Here is a 16,484-nt window from a genome sequence, read left to right as displayed (position 1 = left end):
TATGCGGGCTTTGAACGATCCCAGCCTGATGGAAACACGCGCCTATGTGAATGGCGTTTGGGTTGAGGGGAAAAAGACATTTCCGGTGGAGAATCCGGCCACGGGCGAGGTGATCGCCCATGTCGCCGATCTCTCTGCCGAAGATGTCGCCATGGCGATTGATGCGGCCTATGTGGCGCAACGGGCCTGGGCGCGCGCGGATGTGAAAACCCGCGCGAACACCCTGCGCAAACTCTTTGATCTCATGGTGGAAAATGCCGATGATCTGGCGACCATCCTGACTGCTGAAATGGGCAAACCCTGGGCCGAGGCGCGCGGTGAAATCCTCTATGGCGCGTCCTACATCGAATGGTTCGCGGAAGAGGCCAAGCGCGTCTACGGCGATATGATCCCCGGTCCGCAAAACGACAAGCGCATGGTGATCGTCAAGCAAGCCGTGGGGGTTGTCGGCGCGATCACGCCGTGGAACTTCCCCAACGCGATGCTGGCGCGTAAGATGGCCCCTGCCCTTGCCGTTGGCTGTTCCATGGTGGCGCGGCCCTCCGAGTTTACGCCCTTGTCCGCGCTGGCGCTGGCGGTTCTGGCCGAACGCGCGGGCATTCCGGCGGGTGTGTTCAATGTGCTCACGGGGCTCGATGCCGCTGGCATGGGCGTCGAGATGTGCGGCAACCCGAAAGTGGCCAAGATCACCTTTACCGGCTCGACCCGCGTGGGCAAAATCCTGCTGTCGCAAGGCGCCGAGACGGTCAAGAAAATGTCGATGGAACTGGGCGGCAACGCGCCGTTCATCGTCTTTGACGACGCCGATCTGGACGCCGCTGTCGAGGGCGCCATGCTCGCCAAATTCCGCAACAACGGCCAGACCTGTGTCTGCGCCAACCGGATTTACGTGCAAGCGGGCGTCTATGAGGCCTTCTCCGAAAAACTCGCCATCGCCTTGGGATCGCTCAAACTGGGCGACGGCTTTGCCGAGGGCGTCAACACCGGCCCGCTGATCAACGCAGCCGCCGTGGCCAAGGTCGAGGATCACATCAAGGATGCGGTCGAGAAAGGCGCCGAAGTGGTTGTCGGCGGCACGCGCTCGAACCTCGGGCAGACCTTCTTTGAGCCGACCGTGCTCAAGGGCGTGACGCAAAAGATGAAAGTCGCCACGGAAGAAACCTTTGGCCCTCTGGCACCGCTGGTGAAATTCGACACCGAAGACGAGGCGCTGGAGTTTGCCAATGCCACGGAATTCGGTCTTGCGTCCTATTTTTACACCAACGATTTGAAACGCGCCTGGCGTGTGGGCGAAGCCTTGGAAACCGGCATGGTCGGCATCAACACCGGCGCGATCTCGACGGAAATGGCGCCCTTTGGCGGCGTCAAACAGTCCGGCATGGGCCGCGAAGGGTCGAAATACGGCTGCGACGACTATCTCGAGATCAAGAACCTCTGCTTCGGCGGATTGAACTGATCTTTTTCACGGAAATCATGGAAAAGCCTCCCGTTTCGGGAGGCTTTTTTATCCTTTGGCCCGCTCCACCATACCGAAAAGATCGCGCGGATCGTCCGGGTCGGCCAGCATATCGAGCGGCTCGCAGAAGTCGGTCCCAGCCACCTTGTCATGCACAAAGCGCAGGGCTGAGAAATCCTCGATCGCGAACCCGACGCTGTCGAACAGCGTGATCTGCGCCGCGTCCCGCCGCCCCGGCACCTCGCCACGCATCACCTGCCAAAGCTCGGTGACCGGATGGTCTTCGACGAGTTGTTGAATCTCGCCTTCGATGCGGGTTTGTTCCGGGTATTCGACGAAAATGTCAGAGCGCAGAAGAATGTCCTTGTGCAGCTCCGTCTTGCCCGGGCAATCGCCGCCGATGGCGTTGATGTGCTGGCCGCGGCCGATCATGTTGTCGGTCAGGATCGTGGCATATTGCTTGTCAGCGGTGCAGGTGGTGACGATCTGCGCGCCCTCCACGACCTCTTGCGCCGAAGAACAGGTAGTGATGTCAAAGCCTTGCGCCTCCAAGTTGCGCTTGGCCTTCGCGGTCGCCGCCGGGTCAATGTCATAGAGGCGCAAAGTGTTGATGCCGCAAAGCGCCCGGAACGCCAGCGCCTGAAACTCACATTGCGCGCCATTGCCGATCATCGCCATGACTTCCGCCCCTTTCGGCGCGAGGTATTTTCCCACGAGCGCCGAGGTCGCCGCCGTGCGGAGCGCGGTCAACACCGTCATCTCTGTCAACAACACCGGATAGCCATTTGAAACGGATGACAAAACGCCAAAGGCGGTGACCGTCTGAAACCCCTCTTTCATATTCTTCGGATGGCCGTTCACATATTTGAATCCGTAGAGCTCCGCATCCGCGGTCGGCATCAGCTCAATCACACCCTCATGGGAATGCGAGGCGACGCGCGGCGTTTTGTCGAACTCCGGCCAGCGTTTGAAATCCTCTTCGATGTAGCCCGCGAGTTCGGTCATGAAGGCTTCTGCCCCCATGGTATTCACCAGCCGCATCATGTTGTGAACGGATACGAAGGGCACAAAAGCCAATTTCGAGGGGGCTAGCGGGGAAAGGTCCATCATCCGAAACTCCGGGTCATACGGTCGAGCACGCGGCGGCCAAAGAGGCTGGCCGTCAGGTCGCACAAAAGCTTCGCCGTGCGGCCGCGTTCATCGAGAAAGGGATTGAGTTCCACAAGATCGAGCGAGCCAACCAGCCCGCTGTCACAGAGTGTTTCCATGATCAGATGCGCCTCTCGAAACGTGGCCCCGCCCGGCACGGTGGTGCCCACGGCGGGTGCAATGCCGGGATCGAGAAAATCGACATCGAAACTGACATGCAAACGCCCGTTGGCGGCCTTCACCCGCTCCAAAAACGCCCGTAGCGGTGCCAGAACGCCGGTTTCATCGAGCGCGCGCATGTCATGGACCTCCATGTTCTGATCCTTGATCCGCGCATGTTCCGCCGGGTCGACGGAGCGAATGCCCATGAAACAGATGTGTGCCGGATCGACCGCCTGCGCGAGCGCGGGATAGGCCTCGCACTCGCCCTGACCCGTGAAATATGCGACCGGCGTTCCATGCAGGTTGCCGCTTTCCGTCGTCGCCAGCGTGTGCAAATCCGGATGCGCGTCGAGCCAGAGGACAAAAAGCGGACGGCCCTCTTCGGCGGCGACGCGCGCGACACCGGGCACGGTGCCCGCAGACATCGAATGATCGCCGCCCATGAAGATCGGCAAATCGCTCTTCCGGGCCGCCTCATAGGCCATGGGTTCCAGCGCCTCGATCCAGGCGCGTGTCTCCGCGAGATTGTGCACCGCCGGATTGGCGTGCGGCATCTCGACCTGTGGCGCGATCTGGACATCGCCAAGATCGGAGACCTGCCACCCGAGGCTCATCAGCACCTCCATGAGCCCCGCGGTGCGAAGACTCGCGGGCCCCATGAGACAGCCACGCTGAGACGCGCCGGTCTCAATCGCGGCACCAAGGATGTGGCAGGATTTGCGCATATGGATGAGTCCCTGAAAAAATCTGCGTTGCCTTGAGTATGCACGGCTTTCAGCGGCTTTCATGCTTTTAAATTGCGCATTTCGATCTTAATTTTGCGCAAAACGGTAATCTGATTGATCAAAGCGATAGAAACCTCATGGCCCCCACAGAGCTGAACCAGAGCGACCACGCCATTCTTGCCGCCCTGCGCGACAATGCCCGCATGTCGATCACCGAGCTGGCGCAGCACACGGGGCTGTCGCGAAACACCGCTCGGGCGCGGCTTGATGCGCTGGTGGCCGACGGCAGAATCAGACGCTTCACAATCGAGACCGATGTGGATGTCGAAGGCGAGGTGCGGGCCATCACTCTGGTCGCGTTACAAGGCAAAATGTCACGGCAGGTCATCCGTGCGCTCAATCGCATTCCAGGGGTCAGCACCGTCTATGCCACCAATGGCGCATGGGATCTCGTGGTCGACATCCGCACCGACAGTCTGGTGCAATTTGATCGAATTTTACGGGAAATTCGCGAAGTTCCGGGGGTGGTGAACTCGGAAAGCTGTCTGCTTTTGGCCCATGTCGTGGGGTGATACACCCCGTACCAAGATGCCAAAACAGGCGCTGACTCCTGAGCTATGCAAAAACGCGCTGCCCGGTTACTCGACGGGACATCTTGCGTTGCGGGGTCGTTCTTTTTACGTTCAACTTATGGGGGACACACACTTGAAAGATAAAATTCAAGGCATTCTCTCCGCCACAACCGTTGCGGAGGTCTGGGATCATTTGCTCTCCTGCCTGATGGAGGTCGGCTTTAACCACGCCCTCTACGGGTTCACCCGCTTTCACACCTCGTCCGGCTTTGGCGACGACAAGGACCACTTGTTCCTGACCAATTTCGACGCGGATTACATGCAGGGCTATTTCCTCGAAGGCCGCTATCGCCATGGTCCCATGGTGCGCTGGTCCGTCGAGAATACCGGCGCCTGCCCGTGGAGTTGGATCAGAGACAATCTCGAGGACCTCACCGAAGAGGAGCGCGAAGTCGTGGCCTTCAATCAGGCCTCTGGCGTCACCAGCGGCTATACCATCGCCTTTCCACACTCACTGAAACGCGCCAAGGGTGCGATTGGCTTGTCTCTCGAACCGCATGTGGGCACACAGGCTGAGGCCGATGAGATTTGGGCGCGTCACGGCAGTGAGCTTGAAGTGATCTGCGGTGTTGCGCATCTGAAATTGATCAGCCTTCCTTTGCCGAAACGCATTTTGACCAAGCGCCAGCGCGAGGTGTTGGAATGGATCGGCGACGGAAAGACCGTGGCGGACACGGCGCAGATCATGGGGCTGAACAAGGCCACTGTGGAAAAGCACCTGCGGCTCGCACGCGAATCTCTGGGCGTGGAAACCACCGCCCAGGCCGTGCTGAAAGCGGCCATGCACAATCAGATTTTCACATTCTGATCTGGTCGCGCGGACCTGTCTTAGTGCGCGCCCAAGGTGACCTCACGTCACCCCAAGCTGACATTGGTTAATTTTTAGCCAAAGGTAAGGATGTGCGTAGTTGCACAAATACGATCAGGACGAGACATTGGGCCCGTTCCGGCTTTCTGAGGCTTGGCCTTTTGGGACAGGGGTGACGGGATCGCCAGAGTCATTGGGCTTACCGATACTTCATGAGGGTCGCGGGTTTATAGTCAACTTTGCGGCCCTTAATTCTTCTCTTTCAACAGCTTACACACCTTCGCGCTCTGGCCCTTGCCGGATCGCGCGGTCTTTCAACACAGTGCCCTTAGGCAACAAAAAAGGGCCGCCCAAAGGCAGCCCTCTCAAACTCATCAGACCTGAGACAGATCAGCCCTGCATCGCTTTCGCGACTTCAGCAGCGAAATCTTCGGTCTCTTTTTCGATGCCTTCGCCAACTTCGAGACGCACGAAACCGGTGATTTCAACACCTGCTTCTGCTGCGGCTTTCTCGACGGTCAGATCGGGGTTCACCACGAAAGCCTGACCCAGAAGGGTGGATTCAGCGATGAATTTCGCCATCCGGCCTTTGATCATGTTCTCGATGATGTTTTCCGGTTTGCCGGACTCGCGGGCGATGTCCATCTGGATCTGCTTTTCTTTCTCAACCACAGCCGGGTCGAGATCAGCTTCGCCAAGACCCTGTGGGTTGGCTGCTGCGATGTGCATTGCAACTTGTTTGCCGAAAGCTTCGTTCTCGCCTTTGAGGCCAACGAGCACGCCGATTTTGCCGAGACCGTCAGCCGCCGCGTTGTGGACATAGGTCACAACGGTTTCAGCTTCGATCTTCGCCATGCGACGCACGGACATGTTTTCGCCGATGGTGGCGATTTTGTCGGTGATCAGCTCGGACACAGGCTTGCCATTCACGTCAGCGGATTTCAGCGCTTCGACGTCGGACACGCCCAGAGCGGCGGCGGCGATGTCGTTCACCATGGTCTGGAATTCGGCGTTTTTCGCAACGAAGTCGGTTTCGGAGTTCACTTCGACAGCGACACCCACGCCACCGTTCACAGCGACGGCCACGAGGCCTTCTGCGGCGGTACGGCCGGATTTCTTGGCGGCTTTCGCCAGACCTTTGGTGCGCAGCCAGTCAACGGCGGCTTCCATGTCGCCATCGGTTTCGACCAACGCTTTTTTCGCGTCCATCATGCCCGCGCCAGTGGATTCGCGCAGTTCTTTCACCTGAGCAGCAGTGATTGCCATGTCGGCTCTCCTCGAATGTCTAGGATACAAGTATCGGGGGCGGGATACCCTGCCCCCGTATCAATTTTGTAACGACCGCGTCGGGTTTACCCCTTCACGGTCGAAAAAATCAGGCCTCGGCCGGAGCTTCTTCTGCGACGGCTTCTTCAGCGATCGCTTCTTCGAAGGCACCGATGTCCACGCCGGCTGCGCCCATTTGCGCGGTCATGCCGTCAAGAGCCGCACGAGCGACGAGATCGGTGTAGAGCGAGATCGCGCGGGACGCGTCGTCGTTGCCCGGGATGATGTAGTCCACGCCCGCCGGGGAGCAGTTGGAGTCCACAACAGCCACAACCGGAATGCCCAGTTTTTTGGCTTCGAGGATGGCGAGGTCTTCTTTTTTCACGTCGATGACGAAGAGAAGATCCGGCACACCGCCCATTTCGCGGATACCACCGAGCGAAGCTTGCAGCTTGGCTTGGTCGCGTTCCATGTTCAGACGCTCTTTCTTGGTGAGACCTTCTGCGCCGGAGGCGAGGCTCTCATCAATGGCGTTCAGACGCTGGATCGACTGGGAGACGGTTTTCCAGTTGGTCAGCGTGCCGCCGAGCCAACGGTGGTTCATGTAGTACTGTGCACATTTCTCAGCGGATTCAGCAATCGCGCCAGCGGCCTGACGTTTGGTGCCAACGAAGAGAATGCGGCCGCCTTTGGCAGCGACGTCGCGCACGACCTGCAGAGCCTGGTCCAGCATCGGGACGGTCTGGGTCAGGTCGAAAATGTGGATGCCGTTACGCTCACCGTAGATGAACTCCTGCATACGCGGGTTCCAACGCTGAGTTTGGTGGCCATAGTGGACGCCAGCTTCCAAGAGCTGACGAATGGAGAAATCGGGAAGCGCCATTCGTGTTTCCTTTCCGGTTTAACGCCTGAGCGGAGGGTCTCAGGGCATATACCCCAACCGGTGGATCCTTCAGGGATGTCTCCCCCGAGGACCCGCCTCCGCCTGTGAAGTGACCGCGCATATAGAGAGGAATGTGGGGCTTGGCAACCCCTGCCCTCTATTGCACCGTTGCTTTGAGTATTTTTACAGCAAAGGAGACGCAAAGCCCAGTCGCCCCCGCATAGCATCTCTTGCCATTTGGTCAAAAACAGGCGCAATAGTCCTATGGACAAATCACATGACATTCTTTGCATCGGCTCGGTGCTTTGGGACGTGATCGGGCGCACGGATCGCTCGATGCGTGTCGGCTCTGACGTGCCGGGACGCATTGTGCGGGTGCCGGGCGGCGTGGCGATGAATATTGCCATGGCTCTGGCGCGGTTCGGCATGGTGCCCGATCTCTTGACCGCCATCGGACGCGATCCGGCGGGCGCCGAGTTGATCGAAGCCGCGAAAGTGCGTGGCATCGGCACGGAGCACGTTTACCTCTCTGAGGATCTGCCGACCGACAGCTATATGGCCGTCGAAGGCGCCAACGGCTTGATCGCTGCCATTGCGGACGCGCATTCGCTGGAGCGCGCGGGCGATAAAATCCTGCGGCCTCTGGCCGACGGGCGTCTGGGCACGGTGAATGCACCTTACGACGGTCCCGTGGCGCTTGATGGCAATTTGACCACCCAGCTGTTGCGAGAGATCGCGCAGTCGCCCTTGTTTGCCAAGGCCGATTTGCGTGTGGCCCCTGCCTCGCCGGGTAAGGCAGAACGCCTGTTGCCGCTCTTGGATCACCCGCGCGCAACGCTTTATGTCAACCTCGAAGAGGCCGGGCTTTTGGCTCAGACCCAGTTCGAGACTTCAGCCGAGGCTGCGAAGGTTCTCGTCGAAGACCGTGGTGCGCATCGGGTCTTGGTCACCAACGGTGGCAAAGGTGCCTCGATTGCCTGCAATGGAGAGGTCCTGACCCAAACCCCGCCCGAAGTTCTGGTCGCACGTGTGACCGGCGCGGGCGATACCTTCATGGCGGCGCATATTGCCGCCGAAATGCGCGGTGCAGATGCCGCCGACGCTTTGACGGCGGCGCTTGAAGCGGCCGCTCACTATGTTTCCGGAGATACCCCCCTATGACCCTTCCGATGATGTATGCCCCCGAAGTCGCCGACGCGCTGGAGGCGGGCCGTCCGGTCGTGGCGCTCGAGTCCACGATCATCACCCATGGCATGCCCTACCCGCAAAATGTCGAAACCGCCCAGACGGTCGAAGAAGACATCCGGGCCGCAGGCGCCGTGCCCGCCACCATCGCTGTGCTCGACGGCGTGCTTCATATCGGCCTCACTGAGACGCAGCTTACGGCCCTTGGTCAGGCGACCGGCGTGATGAAAGTGTCGCGTGCCGATTTGCCAGTCTGTATAGCGCGCGGTGCCACAGGTGCGACCACCGTGGCCGCCACCATGATTGCCGCTCAGATTGCCGGCATCAAAGTCTTTGCCACCGGCGGCATCGGCGGCGTGCATCGTGGTGCCGAGGAGACCTTTGACATCTCCGCCGATCTTTTGGAGCTGGGCGAAACCGCCGTCACAGTCGTGGCCGCCGGGCCGAAAGCCATTCTCGACATTCCGAAGACGCTCGAAGTGCTGGAAACCCACGGCGTGCCGGTGATCGCCTATGGTCAGGACGACATCCCGGCGTTCTGGTCGCGCGCGTCTGGTATTCCCGCGCCGTTGCGCATGGACAGCGCCAGTGAGATCGCCCGCGCCATGGAGATGCGCGCCGCGATGGGGCTCAAGGGCGGTCAACTGGTGGCCAACCCGATCCCCGAAGCGGATGAAATTCCGCGCGAGGTGATCATGCCCTATGTCGAAACTGCCCTCAAAGAGGCCGAGGACAAGGGCATTGCCGCGAAAGAGGTCACGCCCTTCCTGTTGCAGCGCATGTTCGAGCTGACTGAGGGCAAATCTCTGGTCGCCAATATCGCATTGGTGCGCAACAACGCGCGGCTGGCGGCCCAAATCGCCTCCGAATTGACCGCCAAATAACCGAAGAGACATGCAAATCGCGATTGAGAGCGGAAAAACGACCGGCGGCTTATTGTGTCTTAACACATGCCCCCCTAAGTTCCCTCTCAATCGCGCCTCTTTCATGGTCAGTCCCCTAGAATGAACAACCCCTTCGAAGACGAAACCCACCCGCCCCAACCGCGCAAGCCGGGGCTTTTTGCGCATTTGCGTGCGGCGTTTCTGACGGGGCTTGTCGTGGTCGCGCCCATCGGGCTGACCGCCTATGTGATCTGGACCGTGATCGGCTGGGTCGATGGCTGGGTTTTGACCTTTGTACCCTCGAGCTACCACCCGGATGCGCTGATCAACCGGTTCCTTGGCTACACGGAGCCGGGCGAGCAGATTCACATCAACCTGCGCGGTGCGGGTGTGGTGATTTTCCTGATCTTCACCGTGGTGGTCGGCTGGATCGCCAAGGGCCTCGTGGGCCGCTCGCTCATTCGCTGGGCGGAGAACCTCGTGGACCGGACGCCCGTGGTGCGGTCGATCTATAATGGCGTGAAACAGATCGCGGAAACCGTGTTTTCGCAGTCCGGCACCTCTTTCGACAAGGCCTGTCTGATCGAATATCCCCGTCGCGGGATTTGGGCCATCGGGTTCGTGTCCACCAAAGCCAAGGGCGAAGTGGCGCGGCGCACGCCCGAGGATGAGAAATACCTGTCGGTTTTCGTGCCCACCACACCGAACCCGACCTCGGGCTTTTTGCTGTTCTTCCCGGAGAGCGATGTGATCCTGCTCGACATGACGGTCGAGGATGCCGCGAAACTGGTGATCTCTGCCGGGCTGGTTTATCCGAACGCGAAAGACCCGACGCAACCGCCGGTTGAGCAACTCACAGATACGCCCCAGTAAGTTCTCAGTAAGTTTTCAGGCGAACATCTCATGCAAATCGACGCTGGCGCGTTCGCCCAGATCGTCGAAATGCTCCGCCAGAAACGTGTCACAGGCCGCCCTGCCCGCCGCTTTCAACCGTGACAGGATCAAAGGCGATGGCACCAATTTGGTGCGCGCCGACAGCTCCTGCATCAGCGTGTCATCGGCGATCATATGCACCAGAACATCCTTCATCGTCCCATGTGGCAGGCGTTCGGCAGCAATCAATTCGCGCACGAATTGCACCGCGCGCAGCTCGCGTAACAGCGAGGAATTAAACGAAATCTCGTTGATCCGGTTCTGAATTTCCTCGGGTGTTTTCGGCGTGCCGGGGCGCTCCAGAGGGTTGATGTTGACAATCACCACATCCGCCGGAAAATCTTTTTCGAACAGCGGAAACAGCGCCGGGTTGCCGGTATAGCCGCCGTCCCAGTAAGGATCGGTCACCCCGGTCACCGGGTCAGTGATCTGCACCGCTTGGAACAGTTCCGGCAGGCAAGCAGAGGCGAGGATCACATCCGTATTAACCTCATCGCCGGAAAACACCCGGATTTTGCCGGTGCGCACATTGGTGGTGGAAATGAACAACGCCGGTCCGTCTTCGGCGCCCAAAACACTGCAATTCAACTCCTCGACCACATCGTTCAAAGGGTTTTCGTAGAATGCGCCGTAGACATAGGGGCTGGTCACCGTCGCGATGGAATCCAGGAATGCAAAGGGCACGGTGTATTGCATCATCTTGGTGAACAGCTCGGTCGTGGGGCCGAATTGCGACATCCAGGCGCTCAAACGCATGTCGGACACCGCGCCCATCTGCGCCCAGACGCGATCGAGCGCCGCCTTGGCGCCCGCACGCCCGCCCTGCACGAGACCGGATTTCAACGCCGCGCCGTTCAAGGCCCCCGCCGAGGTGCCGGAAATCGCGGCGATTTCCACCTCTTCATGCTCAAGCATCCGATCCAACACGCCCCAGGTGAAGGCGCCATGCGCGCCCCCGCCCTGAAGTGCAAGGTTGATCTTTTTGACGGTTTTTGGCGCCTTCTTTGCCATCAGAGCGCGGTCCAGCCGCCATCGACCGAAATCGTCGTGCCGGTGATCTGATTGGCCGCCGAGGATGCAAGGAAGACGCAGGTGCCGCCCAGTTCCTCGACCGTGGCGAATTGTTTCGACGGCTGACGATCCAACAGAACCTCACGGATCACCGTTTCGCGGTCCATGCCGTATTTCTCCATCGTATCGGGGATTTGCGCCTCCACAAGCGGGGTCAGAACATAGCCCGGACAGATCGCATTGCAGGTGATCGGTTCCTCGGCGGTCTCAAGTGCCGTCACCTTGGTCAGCCCCACAACGCCATGTTTCGCCGCCACGTAAGCGGATTTATAGGGCGAGGCGGTCAGGCCATGAGCAGAGGCGATGTTGATCACCCGGCCCCAGCCCGCCGCGCGCATCATCGGCAAAGCGGCCGCCGTGGTGTGAAAGGCAGAACTCAGGTTGATCGCGATGATCGCATCCCATTTTGCGGTCGGAAATTCATCGATTCCAGCGACGTGCTGAATGCCCGCATTGTTGACGAGAATATCGCAGGTTCCGGCCTTCTCAATGAGCGCCCGGCATTCATCGCCCTTCGACATATCCGCCTTGATGTAGCGCGCGGTGACGCCAAACTCTTTGCCGATCTCTTCGGCCAGTGCGTGATCTTCGTCGCGATCGGTGAAGGAATTGAGCACCACATCCGCGCCCGCTTTTGCCAATTCGCGCGCCACGCCTAGCCCGATTCCCGAATTCGACCCGGTGATCACAGCGGTTTTACCTTGAACAGTCATTTGTCTCTCCCATGTCTTTGCCCACGACTGTAGATGCTGCATCTGCAAATCAAAGGGGAGAATCGCCGTAACCGTATGAGAATCGGTAAATTCGGCGACAATTTTGCGGGAAGATGCTGACGGATAAGATTTTTATCTGCCTGTTCAAAAGGCGCTTTTGACCAAGCCCGCTTGGAAATACAGCCATTTTTGAACCAAAAAAAACGCCCGCACGAGGCGGGCGCTGAGTTATTGAGGCAGGTTTCATACAGGCAAGAAACCTATCGAGCAGTGATTTCTTTATACGCGGTTCCACGCCGTACTCCAAGCTAAAAGTTTGAAAACACATTCGCGGCGGCATAGTTTGGTGCACAACAACAAAACGAGCGAAGGCACCCATGGCACAGCAGTATCTTCATCTGGTCAAGACCGGCGCAGCCGCATTGGCCCTGATCCCCATGCTCAGCACCACGGCGCTGGCGGAGCCCTCGCATGGGCTTGCCATGTATGGCGCACCTGAGCTTCCCGCCGACTTCACCGCCCTGCCCTATGTCCGCCCAGATGCGCCCAAGGGGGGCAAGATCGTCACCGGCGAAGGTGGCACATTTGATAGCCTCAATCCCTTTATCGACAAAGGCAATGTGCCGTGGCAGCTGCGCTACATGATGGCTGAAAGCCTGATGATTCAGGCCTATTCCGAACCTTTTTCGCTCTATTGTCTGCTGTGTGAGACGATCGAGACGGATGAGGATCGCACCTGGGTCGAGTTTACGCTCCGGCCCGAGGCGAAGTTTTCCGACGGCACGCCGGTCACGGTCGAGGATGTGATGTGGTCTTTTGAGACGCTGGGCACCGTTGGTCACGACCGCTACGGCTTGCTCTGGAGCCAGATCGACAGCGTCGAGCAGACCGGCGACAATTCCGTCAAATTCACCTTCAACACGGAAAACCGCGAATTGGCGCTTTTGGTCGCCACCCGTCCGATCCTGAAAAAGGCCTATTGGGACGACAAGGAGTTCACCAAATCCGGCATGGACCAGATCCCGGTGACCTCCGCGCCCTACACGGTGACCGACGCCAATCCCGGCATGTTCATCGAACTGACCCGCAACCAGGACTACTGGGGCAAGGAGCTGCCGGTGATGCAGGGTCAGGCGAATTTCGACACCATCCGGTTTGAGTTTTTCGCCGATCCTTCGCTGGTGATCGAGGCCTTCAAAGCCGGAGAGCTGAACGCGCACCGCGAATTCAATGTGCAGAGCTGGCAGGATCAATACGACTTCCCCGCCGTGACCCGTGGCGACGTGATCAAATCCGAGATCCCGCACCAACGCCCCACCGGCATGACCGGTTTCGCGATGAACACCCGCCTGCCGCAATTTGCCGATTGGCGCGTCCGGCAAGCGATGATCGAGGCCTTCAACTTTAACTATATCAACGAGGCCCAAACCGAAAACCAACAGACCCGCATCACCTCTTACTTCTCGAACTCGCCTCTGGGTATGCGCCCCGGCCCGGCCGAAGGTCGCGTCAAAGAGCTGTTGGAGCCCTATCAGGACGATCTGCTCCCCGGCGTGATGGAGGGCTACACCCTGCCCGAAACCTCGGGCCGTGAGATCGACCGGGGCGCGATGCGCCGCGCGCTTGGGCTGATGGAAGAGGCCGGCTGGACCATCGACAATGGCCAGATGAAAAACGCCGATGGTGATCTCTTCACCTTTGAAATCTTGCTTATGGTGGGTGACGATGAAAACCAATCCATCATCGACACCTACACGCAGATGCTCAACCAGTTGGGCATTCAGCCGAAGATTTCCGTGGTTGATAAGCCGCAATATATCCAGCGCACAGGCAACTTCGATTTCGGCATGACGCCGGTGCGCTACGGCACCTCTCTGAGCCCCGGCAACGAACAATATGCCTATTTCGGTCAGGCCGCCGCCGATCAACCCGGCTCGCGCAACATCGCAGGCGTCAAAGACCCGGTGGTGGACGCAATGATCGCCAAGATGCTCGACGCCACCGACCGCGAAGACAGCCTCGCCGCCACCCGCGCGCTTGATCGTCTGTTGACCGCAGGCCGCTATGCCATCCCGCTTTACGCCTGGAACGAAAGCTTTGACGCACATGTGAAAGAGCTGCATTACCCTGAGCCCTTGCCTTTGTACGGCGATTGGATCATGTGGCGGGAAATGACGTGGTACTGGGAAGAATAACCCCAACAAAAGTGGGAAGAATGACCCTCAAAGCCCGGCAAACATAACCCTTTTGAGATAATGGGAAGAATGAACATGAAAAAAGCAGCAGTCGCCCTCCTCCTCACCCTCACACTCACCTCCACGCTGACCGCCTGCGGCACCGTCGCAGGTGTCGGCGAAGACATCACAGGCGCCTCGCGCACGGTTCAGGGCTGGTTCTGATCGGTGATTTTACGCAGGACACGGACGGCAGTCGTGGCGGCCCTGGTGATCACCAGCGTGATCACCAGCCTCTCGGGCTGTGCGGTCGCCCGCGTCGGTGCCAAAGCGACGAAAGCGACGGTAAAGACCACGGTCAAGACAACTGCGCGCGTGATCAGCTGAGCGATGTCACCCAAAGGATCGTCGCATCTTCCGGGCTCACCGAGATCACATTGTGCCCCATAGAAGCGTCGTAATAGGCGCTGTCGCCGCGGCGCATTTCGACCGGCTCATAGAACTCGGTGATCAGCTTGATGACGCCCGTGAGCACGTAGAGGAATTCCTCGCCATCGTGGCGCACCCAGCCGTCGAATTCCTCGAAACTGCGCGCCCGAATGGTGGCGCGGTACGGCAGCATGGACTTCTTGGTCAGCGCCCCCGCCAGCATTTCGTGCTCATATGTCGCCGTCGGATGGGCCGCGCCCTCGCCCGATTTCGTCACCGCCATCCGGCCCGAAATTTGCGCCTTTTGCGGCGGGGTGAAAAGCTGCGGCACGGAAATCTCCAACCCCACGGCGAGCTTTTTGAGCGCGTCATAAGTGGGTGACATCTGGCCGTTTTCGATCTTCGACAATGTCGAACGCGCGAGCCCCGCCTGCGTTGCCGCCTGCTCCAGGGTCCAGCCGCGCGCTTTGCGCAGATCTCGCACCCGCAACCCCAAATCCAAAGGCCGCGCCTCTTCGGGCAGGCCTTCGACGCCCTCGCGGGCCAAACGGATGAGGCTGGGTGTATGATCGTCTTGCATGGCGGTCTTTTAGCGCGCCAAAGAGAAAAAGGAAAAGGCAAAAGAAAGCCCCCGGATGCTGTTACCGCATCTTCGGGGGCTCTTTAAACGTCCCACTCAAACCTTCATGGGCCATGAGATGAGACGCTTTGGGCAGGGTCAGTTGGGGGGACTGCTCGTGAGGTTTTTTACCTGCCCTAATATGAAAGGATCACTTGAGATCCGGCAGCGGTGCGATGAGGAATTCAACATCCGTCAAACCGCCCGTCACCTGATGCGCGACCAGCGTATCAAGAGCGCCTCCGGCAATCGCAACAGCGGCGATAAAGCCCAGCACCAGCGTGGCCACCGGCACCTGAAAACGACGATGTTTCGCGGAGAGCGTCGCCTGAAGCGAACGGCCCTGGAATGTGGTGAAGTGATTGGTGTCCTGCGCTGCCATGAGAGAACCCTCGATACCCGGAGAAACTTATATGTTGCAATGAGTTAATCATGATTCTCGGTGCGCTGTCATGCGATCTGAAGTGTCACATTTGTCGCCCCGAAATGCCGCCCGCAGATAGGAATAAATCATGAACAAAACGGGAATTCGCACAGTTTGCAAAGTTGCAAACCCACCCTAAACACAAGATATAGGTCAATGAGAACATCCGATCTGGCGCGAATTGTGAGGTGAAGGAATATTTTCCTTTTCGCACCCCTCCCCTCTGCCGCGCGGATCGGCTAAAACCACACAACTCAAAATCCTTCACGAGGCCCCGATGATCACGCTCGACATTTTCCACGACCCGATCTGCCCCTGGTGCTACATCGGCAAAACCCGCCTCGATCGCGCCTTGGAGGCCCGCCCGGATCATCCCTTCGCGATCCAATGGCATCCCTTCCAACTCAACCCGACGATGCCGAAAGAGGGCCTTGATCGCCTCACCTACCTTGAGATGAAATTCCACGGCACCGAAGGCGCGATGAAGGCCTATCGTCCGGTGATCGACATCCTCCACAAGGAGATGCCGCAGGTCGATCTGGGCAAGATCAAACGCACACCGAACACGCTCGACGCGCATCGCCTCGTGCATTGGGCCGGGATCGACGGGCGCCAGACCGCCGCCGTCTCCGCCCTCTTCCGCGCCTATTTCAAGGAAGGCCGCGACATCGGGTCTCACGACGTGCTGGCCGAGATCGCCGGCGAGATCGAGATGGACCCGGATGCCATCGCCCGCCTTCTGGACACGGACGCAGATGTCGAAGAGATCGCCGCCCGCGACAGCCACGCCCGCGAACGTGGGATCAAGGCTGTGCCGACATTCATCATCGACAACCTGCACGCGGTCGAAGGCGCACAACCGACCGAGCTTTGGCTTGAGGTGATCGACGAGCTGACCGAGCGCAACGCGCTCTAGAAAATCCAAACAACTTGGGCGTCATCTGTGCATTCCCGCAGAGCCGCCCCGCCAA

General features: G+C 59.2%; 18 protein-coding genes. 9 read left to right on the top strand and 9 right to left on the bottom strand.

The genetic code is table 11. The features are described 5' to 3' along the window. Position 1: 1 nt before the first annotated feature. A complete protein-coding gene (locus tag ACN0X0_RS05175) occupies positions 2-1,456 on the top strand; it encodes an NAD-dependent succinate-semialdehyde dehydrogenase (RefSeq protein WP_417278299.1) in 1,455 nt (484 codons plus the stop codon). A 48-nt stretch (positions 1,457-1,504) separates the two neighbouring features. Here the strand turns inward: ACN0X0_RS05175 and ACN0X0_RS05170 are convergent, their stop codons facing one another. Then, complete coding sequence (locus ACN0X0_RS05170; RefSeq protein ID WP_417278298.1) at positions 1,505-2,566, bottom strand: ornithine cyclodeaminase; 1,062 nt, start codon at positions 2,564-2,566, stop codon at positions 1,505-1,507. Continuing rightward, the gene (gene rocF / locus ACN0X0_RS05165) at positions 2,563-3,492 is read right to left on the bottom strand and encodes an arginase (protein WP_417278297.1); all 930 of its coding nucleotides are present in this window, start codon (positions 3,490-3,492) and stop codon (positions 2,563-2,565) included. The genes ACN0X0_RS05170 and rocF overlap by 4 nt, the downstream gene beginning before the upstream one ends. A gap of 137 nt (positions 3,493-3,629) precedes the next feature. Here rocF and ACN0X0_RS05160 point away from each other — a divergent pair, with 137 nt between their 5' ends. Together ACN0X0_RS05160 and ACN0X0_RS05155 are read left to right on the top strand one after the other, a co-directional pair. After that, positions 3,630-4,064 carry an Lrp/AsnC family transcriptional regulator gene (locus ACN0X0_RS05160; RefSeq protein ID WP_417278296.1) on the top strand — a complete coding sequence of 145 codons (435 nt, stop codon included), beginning with the start codon at positions 3,630-3,632 and terminating at the stop codon, positions 4,062-4,064. 133 nt (positions 4,065-4,197) lie between these two features. Beyond that, complete coding sequence (locus ACN0X0_RS05155; protein WP_417261080.1) at positions 4,198-4,932, top strand: helix-turn-helix transcriptional regulator; 735 nt, start codon at positions 4,198-4,200, stop codon at positions 4,930-4,932. 390 nt (positions 4,933-5,322) lie between these two features. On the opposite strand, the gene tsf is transcribed toward ACN0X0_RS05155, so the two are convergent. Both tsf and rpsB read right to left on the bottom strand, forming a co-directional pair. Then, complete coding sequence (gene tsf, locus ACN0X0_RS05150) at positions 5,323-6,198, bottom strand: translation elongation factor Ts (protein WP_417278295.1); 876 nt, start codon at positions 6,196-6,198, stop codon at positions 5,323-5,325. Between the two features lie 109 nt (positions 6,199-6,307). Next, positions 6,308-7,081: a 30S ribosomal protein S2 gene (gene rpsB / locus ACN0X0_RS05145; RefSeq protein ID WP_417261082.1), complete on the bottom strand. Its 774-nt coding sequence runs from the start codon at positions 7,079-7,081 to the stop codon at positions 6,308-6,310. Positions 7,082-7,345: 264 nt separating this feature from the next. Here rpsB and ACN0X0_RS05140 point away from each other — a divergent pair, with 264 nt between their 5' ends. The 3 genes from ACN0X0_RS05140 (at position 7,346) to ACN0X0_RS05130 (ending at position 10,023) form a co-directional block, all read left to right on the top strand. Further along, on the top strand, positions 7,346-8,242 hold the full coding sequence (locus tag ACN0X0_RS05140; RefSeq protein ID WP_417278294.1) for a PfkB family carbohydrate kinase: 897 nt from the start codon (positions 7,346-7,348) through the stop codon (positions 8,240-8,242). Beyond that, positions 8,239-9,150 carry a pseudouridine-5'-phosphate glycosidase gene (locus ACN0X0_RS05135; RefSeq protein WP_417278293.1) on the top strand — a complete coding sequence of 304 codons (912 nt, stop codon included), beginning with the start codon at positions 8,239-8,241 and terminating at the stop codon, positions 9,148-9,150. Before ACN0X0_RS05140 ends, ACN0X0_RS05135 begins: the two co-directional genes overlap by 4 nt. A 120-nt stretch (positions 9,151-9,270) precedes the next feature. Then, positions 9,271-10,023 carry a DUF502 domain-containing protein gene (locus tag ACN0X0_RS05130; protein ID WP_417278292.1) on the top strand — a complete coding sequence of 251 codons (753 nt, stop codon included), beginning with the start codon at positions 9,271-9,273 and terminating at the stop codon, positions 10,021-10,023. Between the two features lie 15 nt (positions 10,024-10,038). Here ACN0X0_RS05130 and ACN0X0_RS05125 read toward each other — a convergent pair whose 3' ends face one another. Beyond that, positions 10,039-11,094 (bottom strand): patatin-like phospholipase family protein, encoded by a 1,056-nt coding sequence (locus tag ACN0X0_RS05125; RefSeq protein ID WP_417278291.1) that lies wholly within the window; start codon positions 11,092-11,094, stop codon positions 10,039-10,041. Next, positions 11,094-11,867: a 3-hydroxybutyrate dehydrogenase gene (locus ACN0X0_RS05120; protein WP_417261087.1), complete on the bottom strand. Its 774-nt coding sequence runs from the start codon at positions 11,865-11,867 to the stop codon at positions 11,094-11,096. The genes ACN0X0_RS05125 and ACN0X0_RS05120 overlap by 1 nt, the downstream gene beginning before the upstream one ends. A 377-nt stretch (positions 11,868-12,244) precedes the next feature. Here ACN0X0_RS05120 and ACN0X0_RS05115 point away from each other — a divergent pair, with 377 nt between their 5' ends. Together ACN0X0_RS05115 and ACN0X0_RS05110 are read left to right on the top strand one after the other, a co-directional pair. Further along, positions 12,245-14,062, top strand: a complete 1,818-nt coding sequence (locus tag ACN0X0_RS05115) for an extracellular solute-binding protein (protein WP_417278290.1) — start codon at positions 12,245-12,247, stop codon at positions 14,060-14,062. Positions 14,063-14,137: 75 nt separating this feature from the next. Continuing rightward, positions 14,138-14,266, top strand: a complete 129-nt coding sequence (locus ACN0X0_RS05110; RefSeq protein ID WP_167600358.1) for an ECN family pore-forming entericidin — start codon at positions 14,138-14,140, stop codon at positions 14,264-14,266. On the opposite strand, the gene ACN0X0_RS05105 is transcribed toward ACN0X0_RS05110, so the two are convergent. The 3 genes from ACN0X0_RS05105 to ACN0X0_RS05095 all read right to left on the bottom strand — a co-directional run bounded on the left by ACN0X0_RS05105 (position 14,251) and on the right by ACN0X0_RS05095 (position 15,471). After that, positions 14,251-14,442 (bottom strand): hypothetical protein, encoded by a 192-nt coding sequence (locus ACN0X0_RS05105; protein WP_417278289.1) that lies wholly within the window; start codon positions 14,440-14,442, stop codon positions 14,251-14,253. The two genes, ACN0X0_RS05110 and ACN0X0_RS05105, sit on opposite strands and share 16 nt — an antisense overlap. Further along, positions 14,421-15,050 carry a helix-turn-helix domain-containing protein gene (locus tag ACN0X0_RS05100; protein ID WP_417261090.1) on the bottom strand — a complete coding sequence of 210 codons (630 nt, stop codon included), beginning with the start codon at positions 15,048-15,050 and terminating at the stop codon, positions 14,421-14,423. The genes ACN0X0_RS05105 and ACN0X0_RS05100 overlap by 22 nt, the downstream gene beginning before the upstream one ends. A 190-nt stretch (positions 15,051-15,240) precedes the next feature. After that, complete coding sequence (locus ACN0X0_RS05095; RefSeq protein ID WP_417261091.1) at positions 15,241-15,471, bottom strand: hypothetical protein; 231 nt, start codon at positions 15,469-15,471, stop codon at positions 15,241-15,243. A gap of 319 nt (positions 15,472-15,790) precedes the next feature. Between ACN0X0_RS05095 and ACN0X0_RS05090 the strand changes: the two genes are divergently transcribed. Beyond that, complete coding sequence (locus tag ACN0X0_RS05090) at positions 15,791-16,429, top strand: DsbA family oxidoreductase (RefSeq protein WP_417278288.1); 639 nt, start codon at positions 15,791-15,793, stop codon at positions 16,427-16,429. Positions 16,430-16,484: the final 55 nt, after the last annotated feature.

Origin of the sequence: Celeribacter sp. (assembly GCF_048270365.1) — a bacterium.
In the GTDB taxonomy this organism is placed as follows: Bacteria; Pseudomonadota; Alphaproteobacteria; order Rhodobacterales; family Rhodobacteraceae; genus Celeribacter.
The sequence above is the reverse complement of the archived record's forward strand: the minus strand, read 5'-3'. Positions and strand labels throughout refer to the sequence as shown.

Bases quoted from the DNA above. Each gene is read 5' to 3' on its own strand.
- ACN0X0_RS05175 (WP_417278299.1), top strand. From the start codon at position 2: ATGCGGGCTTTGAACGATCCCAGCCTGATGGAAACACGCGCCTATGTG.
- ACN0X0_RS05170 (WP_417278298.1), bottom strand. From the start codon at position 2,566: ATGATGGACCTTTCCCCGCTAGCCCCCTCGAAATTGGCTTTTGTGCCC.
- rocF (WP_417278297.1), bottom strand. From the start codon at position 3,492: ATGCGCAAATCCTGCCACATCCTTGGTGCCGCGATTGAGACCGGCGCG.
- ACN0X0_RS05160 (WP_417278296.1), top strand. From the start codon at position 3,630: ATGGCCCCCACAGAGCTGAACCAGAGCGACCACGCCATTCTTGCCGCC.
- tsf (WP_417278295.1), bottom strand. From the start codon at position 6,198: ATGGCAATCACTGCTGCTCAGGTGAAAGAACTGCGCGAATCCACTGGC.
- rpsB (WP_417261082.1), bottom strand. From the start codon at position 7,081: ATGGCGCTTCCCGATTTCTCCATTCGTCAGCTCTTGGAAGCTGGCGTC.
- ACN0X0_RS05140 (WP_417278294.1), top strand. From the start codon at position 7,346: ATGGACAAATCACATGACATTCTTTGCATCGGCTCGGTGCTTTGGGAC.
- ACN0X0_RS05135 (WP_417278293.1), top strand. From the start codon at position 8,239: ATGACCCTTCCGATGATGTATGCCCCCGAAGTCGCCGACGCGCTGGAG.
- ACN0X0_RS05130 (WP_417278292.1), top strand. From the start codon at position 9,271: ATGAACAACCCCTTCGAAGACGAAACCCACCCGCCCCAACCGCGCAAG.
- ACN0X0_RS05125 (WP_417278291.1), bottom strand. From the start codon at position 11,094: ATGGCAAAGAAGGCGCCAAAAACCGTCAAAAAGATCAACCTTGCACTT.
- ACN0X0_RS05120 (WP_417261087.1), bottom strand. From the start codon at position 11,867: ATGACTGTTCAAGGTAAAACCGCTGTGATCACCGGGTCGAATTCGGGA.
- ACN0X0_RS05115 (WP_417278290.1), top strand. From the start codon at position 12,245: ATGGCACAGCAGTATCTTCATCTGGTCAAGACCGGCGCAGCCGCATTG.
- ACN0X0_RS05110 (WP_167600358.1), top strand. From the start codon at position 14,138: ATGAAAAAAGCAGCAGTCGCCCTCCTCCTCACCCTCACACTCACCTCC.
- ACN0X0_RS05100 (WP_417261090.1), bottom strand. From the start codon at position 15,050: ATGCAAGACGATCATACACCCAGCCTCATCCGTTTGGCCCGCGAGGGC.
- ACN0X0_RS05095 (WP_417261091.1), bottom strand. From the start codon at position 15,471: ATGGCAGCGCAGGACACCAATCACTTCACCACATTCCAGGGCCGTTCG.
- ACN0X0_RS05090 (WP_417278288.1), top strand. From the start codon at position 15,791: ATGATCACGCTCGACATTTTCCACGACCCGATCTGCCCCTGGTGCTAC.